The organism is Halorubellus amylolyticus (genome assembly GCF_034808145.1).
GTDB lineage: Archaea > Halobacteriota > Halobacteria > Halobacteriales > Natrialbaceae > Halorubellus.
The window spans coordinates 154,153-167,680 of sequence record NZ_JAXHGM010000003.1; the positions used below are offsets into that span (position 1 = coordinate 154,153).

Genomic DNA, 13,528 nt, shown 5'->3' on the forward strand with positions numbered 1-13,528 from the left:
GACGCGCGGTCAGTTCTCGACCGGTGCGGCGGCCGGTCCGGCGGGCTGGGTGGCGTTCTCGACGAAGTGCTTGACGATGCGCTCCTCCGCGCGGTGCAGGGTCTCGCTGCACGTCGACTTCGCGATGCCGACGCTGTCGGCGAGTTCGGTGAGGGTCGTCCCGCGCGGGGTGTCGTAGTAGCCCTCGTCGACGGCCTCCTCGACGAGCGTCCACTGGCGGTCGGTCAGGGGCGACTCCGTCGCGTCGATGGACTCGTGGATCTCCTCCACCTCGAAGGGGATGCCGAGCATGTCGAGTTGTTTCACGAGCCCGGAGAGCGTCTCGCGCGTGGTCGTCAGGGCCCACGTCGCCTGGCCGTCCTGAATGTCGAACGGCATCTCCACCGGTAGGCCGCTACCGCGGGCGGCGAGCAGGAGCATCGGTCGTTCGGTGCGGAACTGCACGAGCGCCGTCCGCCCGTGGTACTCGAGCAGTTCGACCGACGCGAGCGAGTCGTGGTCGGTCATGTCCTCGACGAGGGAGAGGAGCTCGTCGGCCGTGATCTCCGCGACGCCCACCCCGGCGTCATCGTCGGTCACGGCGGCGAGGATCGTGATGGTCGCCTCGGAGTAGCGCCGGGACACTTCGCCGATCCAGGTGTCTTCGGGGACGGTGAGCGTGAGGCGTGCTTCGGGCATCTGTGGATGTTCAGAACGAGACGGCGGGTAACGTTGTCGGTTCTCCCGAACATGTTCGCGTGTGGTCCGAGGATGTCGGTTCGGGTCAGTCGGTCCGCCAGATGGCGGTCAGGACCGTCCCGTCGTCGCGTTCGACGTGCTCCCACGTGAACCCGCGTTCCTCGAGTTTCGGGAACAGGTGCTGAGGGACCCGGTCGTTGGTCTGCACGAGCACGCCGTCGTCGGGGAGGGCTCCGAGTCGTTCCAAAGTCTCCACGAGTGGTTCCGGCGGCGGGAGGTCGGCGACGTCGACGTGCTCGCGCGCCAGGGTCTCGGGGACGCCAGCGTCGGTCAACGCATCGAGCTCGCGGTGGTCGTTCGGCTCGCTCATGTTACGACGTACGGCGTCGATGGATAGAACGGATTCCCCGAACCGGTTCGGGACCGACCCCGGGGACTCGGTATCGAGACCGAAGCGGGCGGGCTCGACCGCACGCGCGGTCGAACACTCGGACCGCCGCGACCGCTACGGCCCGGTATGACGGGCGCTTCGCCCGTTCTCGGGCGCCGCAGGTAGCTGCTGGCGCTCGCGAACACCTTCGGGGAAATCGTCACCGACGCGCTCCACGTACCACCGATCATGGCATCACATCCGTCAGGGGAGTACGGCAACGTCGTCGACGCACGGGAGATAGACGGCGAACCGTTCACGCAGATCACGGCGGCACTGGACGCGCTCGACGCCGGCGAGACGATGCTGCTCGTCAACAGCTTCGAGCCGGCGCCACTCTACGGCGTCCTCTCGGATCGCGGCCTCTCGTTCGACGCGAGCCGCGTCGACGAGGACGAATGGCACGTCGAGATCACCCGCGAGTGAGTGTCGTCCGGTACCGAGGTCCCGGCCGCCGTGGTGCGGTCCCGCTGCGGTCCTGCTGCGGTCCCGGTGTGGTCCTGTCGCAGTCCCGGTGCAGTCGCGACTGGTTCGCGTGCGAGTGCAGAGTGGAGAGAGACGTCCGTCGCGGTCGACTTCGAGCCGGGGGCGTCGTGGTGCCGGAACATGTTCGCACCCGGTCTTGGGGGACAGGAACGCGCTCGACGGCTTATGTATCTCATCGGGGTACCCTGGAGTGTGGAGGAAACGAGCATGCCTGATAGTCTGAATCGACGGAACTTCGTCCGGATTGCGGCGGTGACCACCGGCGTCGGGCTGGCCGGGTGTTCGAGCGGTTCGAGTACGGAGACGGAGGGCGATGGCGGTGAGAGCACCACCTCGGGCGGCTCCGACGATGGCTCGGGCGAGGGGTGGACCCAGACGAGCACGGTCGAGATGACCTCGGAGTTGCAGTTCGCTCCGAAGCGCATCGAGGTGGAGCAGGGGACGACGGTGACCTGGGAGACGACGGGGAGCATCGGTCACACCGTCACCGCCGCCGAGGGGGAGCTCCCCGACGGCGCGGCGTACTTCGCGTCCGGTGGGTTCGATTCGGAGGACGCCGCCGTCGACGGCTACCAGAACGGCCAGGAGGGGAACGTCCCCGGTGGCGAGACCTACGAGCACACGTTCGAGACGAAAGGCGAGTACGAGTACTACTGCATCCCCCACGAGATGAACGGGATGGTCGGTTACGTGAAGGTAATCTGAGAGGCTATACTTATGACTCAAGACCTGGACGACGTCCCTGACCCGAACGAGGTCGTGAAGCGACACGAACGAGAACTCGAGAGCGTCCTGGCGGACGTCGAGGAGCCAGCAAACGACGACGACAGTCTCACGCTGGAACTCGCCGGCCTGGAGCTCGACCGACGAGACTTCATGAAGACCGGGGCTGCCGCGGGCGCGATGTCGGCGCTCGGTGGCTGCGTCGGCGGCCTGACGGACGTGGGCGGCGGCGGTGCCGGCACCGAGAACGGCGGCGGGGCGAAGACGCCAGCGCACACCGTCGCACCCGGCGAACACGACGAGTACTACGGGTTCTGGTCGGGCGGGCACTCCGGCGAGATCCGCGTCATCGGGCTCCCGTCGATGCGCGTCCTCACCCGCATCCCGGTGTTCAACACCGAGTGCGCGAAGGGATACGGGTACGACGAGAAATCGAAGGAGGTGCTCGAGGATGGCGGCGACTACACGTGGGGCGACAACCATCATCCGGCGCTCTCCGAGACCGGCGGCGACTACGACGGCGAGTACCTGTACGTCAACGACAAGGCGAACGGCCGCATCGCGCGCATCGACCTGAAGTACTTCGAGACGGACGCGATCCTCGACGTCCCGAACGTGCAGGCCGTCCACGGGTTCACGGTCCAGAGCCCGGATACCGAGTACCTGTTCGGGAACGGCGAGTTCCGGACGCCGCTCCCGAACGACGGCCGGGACCTGCGGTCGCCGGAGTCGTACGCGTCGCTGTTCTCCGCGATCGACCCGGAGACGATGACGACGGAGTTCCAGGTGCGCGTCGACGGGAACCTCGACATCATCGACTCCGACAAGGACGGCCGGTGGGCGATCGCGTCCGCGTACAACAGCGAGGAGTCGACGACGATCAGCGGGATGACCCGCGACGACCGCGACTACGTGAAGGCGTTCGACGTCCCCGCTATCGAGAAGCTCGTCGAGCAGGGGAAGTACGAGGAGAAGATAAACGGGGTTCCGATCGTCGACGGCACGAAGGGCTCGAAGCACAACTCGGGGAGCGACCCCATCGTGCGGTACATTCCGACGCCGAAGAGCCCGCACTGCGTGGAGGTCGGGCCGAACGGCGACTACGCGTTCGTCGCCGGGAAGCTGTCGCCGACGGTGACGATGCTCGACATCGACAAGCTCGGTGAGGTCGACGACCCGGCGGACGCGGTCGCCGGTCGACCGAAGGTGGGGCTCGGCCCGCTCCATACGACGTTCGACGGGAACGGGCACGCGTACACGAGCCTGTTCATCGACTCGCAGGTCGCGAAGTGGGACATCGAGAAGGCCGTCGAGGCCGACGCCGGGTCGACGGAGCCGATACTGGAGAAGCAGGACGTCCACTACAATCCCGGGCACATCCAGGCGATAGAGGCGATGACGACGGACCCGGACGGTGAGTGGCTCGTCAGCTTGAACAAGCTCTCGAAGGACCGGTTCCTGCCGGTCGGCCCGATCCATCCGGACAACGACCAGCTCATCCACATCGGGCAGGGCGAGAAGGAGATGGAGATCGTCGCCGACCATCCCGCGTACCCGGAGCCGCACGACTGCATCTTCGCGCACAAGGACAAGATCAATCCGTCGAAGACCTACGACAAGGCGGACGTCGACGCGCCGTTCGTCACGGAGTCGGACTCCGGCGTCGAGCGCACCGGCGAGGAGTCGGTGCACGTGAAGCTGTCCGCGAAGCGCTCGGAGTTCGGGATGAGCGAGTTCGCCGTCCAGGAGGGTGACGAGGTGCGGATGACGGTGACGAACGTCGAGGGCGTCGCGGACATCGTTCACGGCGTCGCCATCCCCGAGCACGACATCCAGCTGGCGGTCGCACCGCAGGACACCCGCGAGGCGACGTTCACGGTCGACGAGCCGGGCGTCTACTGGTTGTACTGCACGTACTTCTGCAGTGCACTCCACCTCGAGATGCGCTCCCGGATGATCGTCGAACCGGCCGACTGACGAACGAACCGGTCGGCCGAGCGAGTCGAGCGAGCGCGAACGCCCGGCGCCCATCGTGCCGGGGCACGCCGCCGTCGAGTCCCGTACTCCGGAGGACTCGCGGCGCGAACCACATCCGTCGATGGCGGCGCGGACTGCGGTCCGCGTCGCCGCGACCCGGCCCGAACCCACCACGAGGCACAAATCATGCGACTCCCGAGCGTAGACGAGTTCACTCAGGTTCGGCGGCTGTTCCCGGTACTGGCGGCGCTGCTGTTCGTCGGCGCGCTCGCGCTGCCGATGTGGACCATCGACGTCCACGCCGTCCAGTACCCGGACACCGTCCTGCACATACGGCTGTACGGGTATCCGCGCATCACCGGCGACTACGCCGAGATGGCGACGCTGAACCACTACATCGGGTTCTACTACCCGGACCCGGTGTTCGTCGAGCCGAACTTCGACGTGCACGAGAACGCCGTCGCGGTCCCCGAGTGGTCGCTCGGGCCGCTGGCGTTCGTCGGCTGTGCGGCGACCGGCCTGTTCGTCGCGGTGGCGCCGACGACGGCGAAGCTCCGCAAGGGCCTGTTCGCGCAGCTCGCCGGCACCGTCGCGGTGTTCGCGGGGATGATGGCGCTCATCCAGTACCGGCTCTACGAGGTCGGTCACAGCCTCGACCCGGGTGCGCCCGTGATGGGCGTCGACGGGTTCACGCCCCCGCTCTGGGGGAAGTACGAGGTCGCGAACATCACGAGCTACTCGCGGTTCGGCGCGGGCGCGTACGTCTCGATGCTCGCCGTCGTCCTGCTCGTCGTGGCGTTCCGGTATCGGCACGAGACGGCGACGCCGCGCGACCTCGTCGCCGCTCTTGGGAACCTCGAACCGGGCGCCGTCCGGAGGCGGCTGCCGGGCGTCGGCGGCGACGACGCCGGCGCGAGCGCCGACGAGCACGCGAGAGGTGATTGAGATGGCCCGCGAGCCCGCCTCCGAGTCAGAGCGGGACGTCGAGGCCATCGTCGAGCGCGGGTTCGCGGTCGTCGCGGCCCTCGCGGTCGCGGCGCTCGTCGTCGTCGGCGCGGTCGTGCCAGCGGTGACGAGCGTCGGCTCGGCGAGCGCCGCCGCGTCCGCAGACGCGGCTGCGCCAGCGGGCGGCGACGCCGGTCAGCCACCGATCTCGTACGACGCTCCCGTCGAGGACCGCGACCCGTCGTTCGACGTCCCGGAGCGCGACGGCGTCGTGCGGGTCGACGGCGACGCGTACGAGTCGCTCGCCGCGGCACTGGACGCCGCGGAGCCCGGCGCCACCCTCGTTCTGGACGGCGTGGTCGCCGGGAACGTCACCGTCGACACGCCGAACGTGACGTTGACGAGCGCGGCCGACGCCTGGGGCGTCGTCGACGGCGGCGGCGACGGGGACGCGCTCACCGTCGCCGCCGACGGCGTCACGGTCGACCGGCTGTGGGTTCGGAACTCGGGGTACAGCGCGGAGGACAACGACGCGGGCATCCTCGTCGACGGTGACGACGTCACCGTCCGCGACTCCCGGGTCACCGAGAGCACGTTCGGTGTCTGGGTCGACGGCGTCTACGACGCCGAGGTCGCGAACTCGACCATCGTCGGTCGCGAGGACGTCCCGGACCGGTCGAACCGCGGGAACGGCATCCAGCTGTGGCGTGCCGGGAACGCCTCGATACACGACAACCGCATCACGGACGCGCGCGACGGCATCTACTACTCGTGGGCGAACGACGTCGTCGCGGCGAACAACACGCTGTGGGACCTCCGCTACGGCGTCCACTACATGTACAGCGACCACAACACGCTCCGCGGGAACGCCGCGTTCGGTAACGACGTCGGGTACGCGCTCATGGTGTCGAACCACCTCACCGTCGTCGAGAACGTCGCGGTGAACAACACCGGGCGGTCCGGGCACGGGATGATGCTGAAGTCCATCGACGACTCGACGGTTTCGGGGAACCACTTCGTCGGGAACGACAGGGGCCTGTTCCTGTACAACTCGCTGCACAACGAGCTCTCCTCGAACCTCGTGCTCGCGAACGGCGTCGGCGTCCACCTGTCGGCGGGGAGCGTCGACGAGCGCGTGTCCCGGAACACGTTCGTCGACAACCGCCACTCGGTGCTGGTCGACGTCGGCGAGCAGGTGGTGTGGAACGAGTCCGCGGGGAACTACTGGGCGGACGCGACGGTCCGGGACGTGGACGACGACGGCATCAGCGAGGTCCGGCATCGAGCGTCCGGGCTCGTCGACCGGTTGCAGCGCGAGCATCCACTGATTGCGGTGTTCTCGCGGTCGCCGGCGGTCGCCGTCGTCGAGCTGGCCGAGAGCCGCGTCCCGCTCGTCGAGTCGCCGGGCGTGGTCGACCGTCGACCGCTCGCGACGCCGATACACGACTGGAGGCGATACTATGATCGAGATTGAGAACGCGACGATGACGTTCGGTGACGTGACGGCGCTCGACGGCGTCTCGATGACCGTCGACGAGGGAGCGGCGGTCGGACTGGTCGGGACGAACGGTGCGGGGAAGACGACCTTGTTCCGGCTGTTGGTCGGGCACGCGACGCCCGACGAGGGACGCGTCGAGGTCGCCGGCGAGTCGCCGACCGCTGGCCCTGCGCTCCGGGAGCGCGTCGGGTTCGTGCCGGAGGACGCCGCGTTCGACCCGCGGCTCACGGGGCGAGAGGTCCTGCGGCTGCACGCGAAGCTGCGGAGCGTCGACGCGGCGGAGCGCGACCGACGCGTCGAGCGCGTGCTCGCGACGGTCGGGCTGGCGGACGCCGCGGACCGGCGCGTGGACGGCTACTCGAACGGGATGACCCAGCGGCTCGCGGTCGGCACCGCCCTCGTTCGGCGCCCGGACGTGCTCCTGCTCGACGAGCCGACGGCGGCGCTCGACCCGCAAGGCGTCGACGCGTTCCGCGCGGTCGTCGACCGCGTGCGCGAGCGGACGAGCGTGACGCTCGTCGTCACCTCGCACGTCCTCGACGAGGTCGAGCGGCTCTCCGACCGCGTCGTCGTCCTGGACGACGGTCGCGTCCGTGCTCGCGGGAGCGTCGACGAGGTGGCCGCGGCCGGCGGCGGGGAGACGACCGTCACGCTCCGTCCGGCAGCCGTCGAGGATGATGAGACGGGAGCGCTCGACCCGGAGACGCTGGAGGACGTCGACGACGCGGTCTCGGCAGAACGTCGCGGCGGGCAGGTTGTCGCGTCCTGTCCGCCTGACCTCGCGTTCGACGTGGTCGCGGCGGCCCGGGCGACCGGCGACCTGGACGGCTTCGAGGTGGCCGAGGCCGGGCTGGCGGACGCGTTCGACGCCATCGTCGACGGGTCGAGCGAACGGGTCGCGGGGACCGACGCCGAGCCAGTGGACGATGGCGTCGGGGGCGACGAGTCCGGGAGCGACGACGCCGACGCGTCCGAGAGCGACGCGTCCGCGTCGACGGCACCCCGGGCGGACGGCGGGGTCGAGGCGGTTCCGTCGACTGGAACGCCGCGAGCGCTCGCCGAGGTCGACGAGTCCGCGTCGGCCGCCGGTGCGACGACCGCGGAGGCGAGCGAGTCCGCGGAGCGCGACGTCGAGGCGTCGCGGTCGTCGGCGAGCGTCCCGGTCGCACTGGCGTCGTTCGCGCGCCGCGAGTACCGGCTCGCGTCCCGGTCGCGCTGGCCGGTCGCGCTCGCGCTCCTGTTCGCGGCGTTCACCGTGGGCGTCGTCCAGTACGGCGCCACCGGTGCCGGGACGAGCACGGTTCCAGCGGTCGTGGCGTCGGTCGCCGCGCTCTCGACGTACGTGGTGCCGCTGGCGGCGCTCGCGTTCGGGTACGCGACGGTGGTCGGCCCGCGCGAACGCGGTGAACTCGACGTCCTGCAGGCGCTCCCGGTGCCGCGCTGGACCGTGGTCGTCGGTGCGTTCCTCGGGCGCGCCGCCGCCTTCGTCGGAGCGGTCGCGCTCGGCTACGCGTTCGGCGCGGCGGCGCTGCTCCGCGTCGGCGGGGTTCCAGCGGTCGCAGCGTTCCTGCCGACGGTCGCCGCGGCCGCTCTCGCCGGCGTCGCGTTCCTGGGAATCGCCGTGGTCGCGTCGACGGTCGCGGGCGAGAAGGCGCACGCGCTCGGTGCGGCGCTCCTCGCCTGGGCGTGGTTCGTGCTCGTGCACGACGTCGTCGCGCTCACCGCCGTCGTGACGCTGGACCTGCCCGCGAGCGCACTCGCCGCGCTCGTGCTCGCGAACCCCGCTGACCTCCTTCGCGTCCTCGGCATGGCGGGCGTCCCGAGCGCGTCCGGCGGCGCGGGCGCGCTCGCCGCGACCGACCTCTCAGTGCCCATCGTGGTCGCCGCGCTGCTGGCGTGGACGGCCATCTCCGTCGCGGCCGCCGCCGTGGTCACTGACCGGCGACACTGACCGAGGTCGCTCGCGTGGACGCCGACGGTGGCGTGAAACGCGGACTCCGGGACGGGTGCGGACCCGGACGTCTTCGCCCCAGGTTGATTAGGGGTCCGCGCCGAAGGCATCAGCATGGAAGCTATCAGTATGTCGAGGGCGTACGCGGCCGGTCCGGACGCGATCGAGGACGCGATGGCGGACCTCGAAGCGTTCATGCTGGCCGCGGGCTTCGACGCGGTCGACGTCGACGGGCGGACGATGCACATCGAGAACGGCGTGGGTATCGCGACCATCGAGTTGACGCTCGAACTCGTCGACGTGGACGAGTACGCGCTCGCCTACGAGCAGCGCGATGGCATCTTCGAGACGATGCGGACGACGTACACGGTCGCGCCGACCGACGACGGGAGCGAGGTCACCGTCCGCACGGAGTTCGCGCTCGACATCGCGCTCGCCGGGGGTCTGCTCGACGCGACCGTCATCAAACGCCAGCGGAAGCAGGAGCTGACGGCGCAGCTCGACTGGCTCGAGACCGTCGTCTCGGACTGACGCCGGAAGCTCGCGTCGACGCAGGGGCGGTCGCGACCCGAGGGCGCGGGGAACATGTTCGGAGACACGTGCACCGTCCTCGAGCGGCTAGGTGTCGGTATGGCCGCGATACCGGGTTCCATCGAGATGGACGAGCAGCCACCGATGACCGTGCCGCTCGGGCACTTCGTCGTCGGACTCGCGTTCCTGTTCGTCGGGACCCTCGTCGGTCTCGGCGCCGTCGCCGCCAGCGTTCCGGGGTTCGCGGGACTCGCACAGCTCCACCTCCTGCTCGCGGGCTGGGTCTGCGTGACCATCATGGGTGCGATGACGCAGTTCGTGCCGGTGTGGTCGGGCGTCGCCCTGCACTCCCAGCGGCTCGCGAGCGCGCAACTCGCGCTCGTCGCCGTCGGTCTCGTCGGGTTCGTCGGATGTCTGCTCGCGTCCGCGCTGTCGTGGCTGCCGGCGTTCGGCGCGCTCATGGTCGCGGGGTTCTGGACGTTCGCCTACAACGTCGGTCGGACGCTGCTGTCCGTCGACGACTGGGACGTCACCGAGCGCCACTTCGCGCTCTCGCTCTCGTTCTTCGTCGCCCTCACCACCCTTGGGTTCCTGCTCGCCGTCGACTTCACGCACCCCGTCATCGCCGACCTCTCGCTCGCGCGACCGAACGTCCGCGAGGCGCACGCGACCCTCGCCGTGTTCGGCGCCGTCCTGACGACGGTGTACGGCGCGCTCTACCAGCTCGCGACGATGTTCACGCAGACCGAGCTCCACGGCGTCGACGAGCACCTGCGCGCGGTCGAGTCGGTCGGCCATCCCCTGGGCGTGGTGTTGCTCGCGGCCGGCCGGCTGCTGGACGTCGTCCCCGTCGCGCAGGTCGGTGGCGTCCTCGTCCTCGCCGCCGCCCTCTCGGTCAGCGTCATCCTCGCGCGGAAGCTCGCCGAGATGCGCGTCGAGCGGACGCCGATGCACGTGCGGTACGCGGTCGTCGCCGTGGCGCTGGCGGCGTGGGCGCTCGTGACCGCCCCGGCGTGGGTGTCGTCGCCGACGGCGTCGACGCACCTCTTCGGGGCGAGCGGGAGCGTCCACCTCCTCGTGCTCGGGGTCATCGGGTTCGTCGTGTTCGGGACGCTCTATCACGTCGTCCCGTTCATCGTCTGGGTGCACCGGTACAGCGACCGCCTCGGCCTCGAGCCGGTCCCGATGATCGACGACCTCTACAGCGACCGGCTCGCGACCGCCGACGTCCTCCTGCTCGGCGCCGGGACTACCGGCCTCGTCCTCGCCGGGTGGTTCGACGGCCCGGGGTCCCTGACCGCGCTCAGCGGCGTTCTCCTCTGCCTCGGCATCCTCGCGTTCGCCGCGAACCTCCTGCTCGTCGTCCGCAACCACAGCCCGCAGTCGCTCCGGCGCATCCTCACCGGGTCGCTCGGACTGAATCGCGGCGACCGCTCCACTCCGGAGTGACCGCGGCGACCGCTCCATCCTGGAGCGTTCTCGCGGCGGCGTCTTCGACCCGAATGTCGCGACCGAACGTGTTCGAACGCAGTTCCATGCCGAGGGCGGGCGTAGGTCCGTTGAGATGGCGGAACAAACGGAGTGTCCGGTCTGGAGGCCGGGGTCGTGCGAGGGAACGTCGTCGTGTCCGCCGCGATGCCCGCGGTTCGTCGCGCCCGACGGGACCGCGTACGTGGTGTACCGGTTCGACGACTGTCCGGGATGGGTGACGGCGGAGCTGTCGGCCGTCACCGACCTGGAGCCGGCGGTCGCAGAGGGGCTCGTTGTCGTTCGCGGGGAGGACGTGCTCGCGTGGGCGGCCGGCGGGGAGTCGCTGGTCGACGACCCGAGCGTGCGCCTGCTGGACGAGGCGCCCGACGTCGTCGGAGTTGAGCTCGTCAGGCAGATTACGGCGGTCGGGGTCGACCGTGACGTGGACGCGGTGCGGATTCGCCTCCCGGAATCGCTCGTGGCCGTCGTGGTCGAAGAGCTGGACGCTGTCGAGCGGCACGCCGACGCCGCGAGTGCGGTGGTCGTCGACGCGACGGCCGACGCGTCGCGGCGAACGACGCGGGACCCGGCCGACCGCGCGGACCTCCGCGTGACCCGCAACCTCGACGCGCTGTTCGCGCCCGAGACGGTGGCCGTCGTCGGAGCGACGGACAGACCGGGGTCCATCGGTCGGGCGGTCGTCGAGAACCTCGTCGCGTCGTTCGACGGGACGGTCGTCCCCGTGAGCCGGTCGACGGACGGCGTCCTCGGACGCGCGGCCGTCGGCGACGTGGGCGACGCTGACGCGGACCTCGCCGTCGTCGTCCTGCCCGCGGACGCGACCGTCGACGCCGTCCGGACGGCCGGAGCGGCCGGCGTCGACGCCGTCGCGGTGCTCTCCGCGGGCTTCGCCGAATCCGGCGACGAGACCGGTTCGCGTCGCGAACGCGCGCTCCGGGACGCCGCCGAAGCGCACGGGTTCGCGCTCGTCGGCCCGAACGCGCTCGGCGTCCTGAGCACGCGTCGGTCGATGAACGCGAGCTTCGGCCCGTCCCTCCCAGACGCCGGCGGCGTCTCCATCCTGAGTCACTCCGGCGCGGTCGTGACGGCGACGCTCGACTGGGCCGCGTCGAACGACGTCGGCGTCAGGGACGTCGTCTCGCTCGGGAACGCCGCGGGCGTCGACGAGGCGGACGTCCTCCGGTACTGGGGCGCCGACGCCGGCACTGACGTCGTATTCGCGTACCTCGAGGACGTCCAGGACGGCGATCGGTTCGTGGAGGCGGCTCGCGAGGTGTCGCGGACGACGCCCGTCGTCGCGCTGAAGTCCGGTCGGTCGGACGCGGGTGCGTCGGCCGCCGCCTCGCACACGGGCGCGCTCGTCGGCGACGACGCCGGATTCGACGCCGCGTTCGACGCCACCGGCGTGATCCGAGCGTCGAGCCAGCAGGCGGCGTACGACATCGTCGCGGCGTTCGCGCGCCAGCCGCTCCCGCGCGGCGACCGCGTCGCGGTCGTGACGAACGCCGGCGGTCCAGGGGTACTCGCGACGGACGCCGTCGCGGACGCCGACCTCGAGCTCGCGTCGCTCGCCTCGGAGCCGCGGACGCGACTGACCCGGCGTCTGCCGGACGCGGCGAGCGTCGACAACCCGCTCGACGTGCTCGGCGACGCGACCGTCGACCGGTTCGTCGACGCCCTTGAGGTCGTCCTCGCGGACGACGGCGTCGACGCGGCCGTCGTCGTCTCGACGCCGCATCCGCTCGTCGACGGCGCCGACCTCGTCGCCGGCATCGGCGATGCGGGGCGCCGGTACGGGAAACCGGTCGCGGCCTGCTTCTCGGGCGGTCCGCCGACCGGGGAGACGCTGTCGGCGCTGGCGGCCGAAGGGGTCCCGAACTATCCCGACGCGGACCGGGCCGCGAACGCGCTCGCCGCGCTCGCCGAGTCCGCCGAACGGCGGCGTCGTCCGCGCCCCCGACCGGAGCCCGTTGACGCAGACCGCGGTCGCGTCGCCACGACGCTCGACGCCGCGGCGGCGGCGGACCGCGAGACGCTGGGGGTCGACGCGCTCGACGTCCTCGACGCGTACGGCGTGTCGACGCCGCCGGCAGCGTTCGCCGAGTCGCCAGCCGAGGCGGCTCGGTTCGCGACGTCGGCGGACGGCCCGTTCGCGCTGAAGGTCGCGAGCCCGGACCTCGTCCACAAGTCCGACGTCGGCGGCGTCCGCGTCGGTGTCCCCGCCGAGGACGTCGAGGCCGCCGTCGCCGACCTGACCGCGACCGTCCGCGAGCGAGCGCCGGACGCGGACGTGACCGGCGTGCTCGTCCAGGTGCTCGCGCCCGACGGCGTCGAGTGCGTCGCGGGCGTCACGCGCCACGCCCGGTTCGGACCGATGGTGACGTTCGGGCTCGGGGGCGTGCTCGTCGAGCACCTCGACGACGTCGCTCACGGGCTCGCACCGCTCTCGCACCGCGACGCTCGACGGCTCGTGGACTCGATAGACGCGGCGGCCGTCCTCGACGGCGCCCGCGGCGCGGACCCCGTCGACCGCGACGCGCTCGCGTCGGCGCTCGTCGCGCTGTCCTGGCTCGCAGTCGACCACCCCGAGCTGGCAGAACTGGAGGTGAACCCGCTCGTCGCGACCCCCGACGGGGCCGTCGCCGTCGACCTCCACGCGCAGCTTCGCGAGGACGGCGATGGTATCCCGGGACCGACGACGTGACACCCGGCAACTAGCGATATGACACCCGGCAACCGGCGTCTTGACGTCTCGAAACCGGCGGTGAGCTCCGAGACCGCGTCGGTGCCACGCCCCGAGACGGACGAGGGAAGATGT

Annotated in this window: 11 protein-coding genes; 9 read left to right on the forward strand and 2 right to left on the reverse strand. The window is 70.8% G+C overall.

Features of this window, described 5'->3' with window-relative positions; all coding sequences use genetic code 11:
* Positions 1-9: 9 nt before the first annotated feature.
* Both SM754_RS09595 and SM754_RS09600 read right to left on the reverse strand, forming a co-directional pair.
* Positions 10-678, reverse strand: coding sequence for a helix-turn-helix domain-containing protein (locus tag SM754_RS09595; protein WP_323676004.1), 669 nt, complete (start codon positions 676-678; stop codon positions 10-12).
* 85 nt (positions 679-763) lie between these two features.
* On the reverse strand, positions 764-1,048 hold the full coding sequence (locus SM754_RS09600) for a DUF2249 domain-containing protein (protein WP_323676005.1): 285 nt from the start codon (positions 1,046-1,048) through the stop codon (positions 764-766).
* Between the two features lie 249 nt (positions 1,049-1,297).
* On the opposite strand from SM754_RS09600, the gene SM754_RS09605 reads away from it, so the two are divergent.
* The 9 genes from SM754_RS09605 to SM754_RS09645 all read left to right on the forward strand — a co-directional run bounded on the left by SM754_RS09605 (position 1,298) and on the right by SM754_RS09645 (position 13,414).
* Positions 1,298-1,534, forward strand: coding sequence for a DUF2249 domain-containing protein (locus SM754_RS09605; RefSeq protein ID WP_323676006.1), 237 nt, complete (start codon positions 1,298-1,300; stop codon positions 1,532-1,534).
* Positions 1,535-1,801: 267 nt separating this feature from the next.
* Positions 1,802-2,299 (forward strand): plastocyanin/azurin family copper-binding protein, encoded by a 498-nt coding sequence (locus tag SM754_RS09610; RefSeq protein ID WP_323676007.1) that lies wholly within the window; start codon positions 1,802-1,804, stop codon positions 2,297-2,299.
* A gap of 12 nt (positions 2,300-2,311) precedes the next feature.
* Positions 2,312-4,294 (forward strand): TAT-dependent nitrous-oxide reductase, encoded by a 1,983-nt coding sequence (gene nosZ, locus SM754_RS09615; protein ID WP_323676008.1) that lies wholly within the window; start codon positions 2,312-2,314, stop codon positions 4,292-4,294.
* 186 nt (positions 4,295-4,480) lie between these two features.
* Positions 4,481-5,239: a hypothetical protein gene (locus SM754_RS09620; RefSeq protein WP_323676009.1), complete on the forward strand. Its 759-nt coding sequence runs from the start codon at positions 4,481-4,483 to the stop codon at positions 5,237-5,239.
* Position 5,240: 1 nt separating this feature from the next.
* Positions 5,241-6,713, forward strand: a complete 1,473-nt coding sequence (nosD, locus tag SM754_RS09625) for a nitrous oxide reductase family maturation protein NosD (protein WP_323676010.1) — start codon at positions 5,241-5,243, stop codon at positions 6,711-6,713.
* On the forward strand, positions 6,700-8,688 hold the full coding sequence (locus SM754_RS09630) for an ATP-binding cassette domain-containing protein (RefSeq protein ID WP_323676011.1): 1,989 nt from the start codon (positions 6,700-6,702) through the stop codon (positions 8,686-8,688). The genes nosD and SM754_RS09630 overlap by 14 nt, the downstream gene beginning before the upstream one ends.
* Positions 8,689-8,802: 114 nt before the next feature.
* A complete protein-coding gene (locus SM754_RS09635; RefSeq protein WP_323676012.1) occupies positions 8,803-9,219 on the forward strand; it encodes an SRPBCC family protein in 417 nt (138 codons plus the stop codon).
* A gap of 99 nt (positions 9,220-9,318) precedes the next feature.
* Positions 9,319-10,668 (forward strand): hypothetical protein, encoded by a 1,350-nt coding sequence (locus SM754_RS09640; protein WP_323676013.1) that lies wholly within the window; start codon positions 9,319-9,321, stop codon positions 10,666-10,668.
* Between the two features lie 115 nt (positions 10,669-10,783).
* A complete protein-coding gene (locus tag SM754_RS09645; RefSeq protein ID WP_323676014.1) occupies positions 10,784-13,414 on the forward strand; it encodes an acetate--CoA ligase family protein in 2,631 nt (876 codons plus the stop codon).
* Positions 13,415-13,528: the final 114 nt, after the last annotated feature.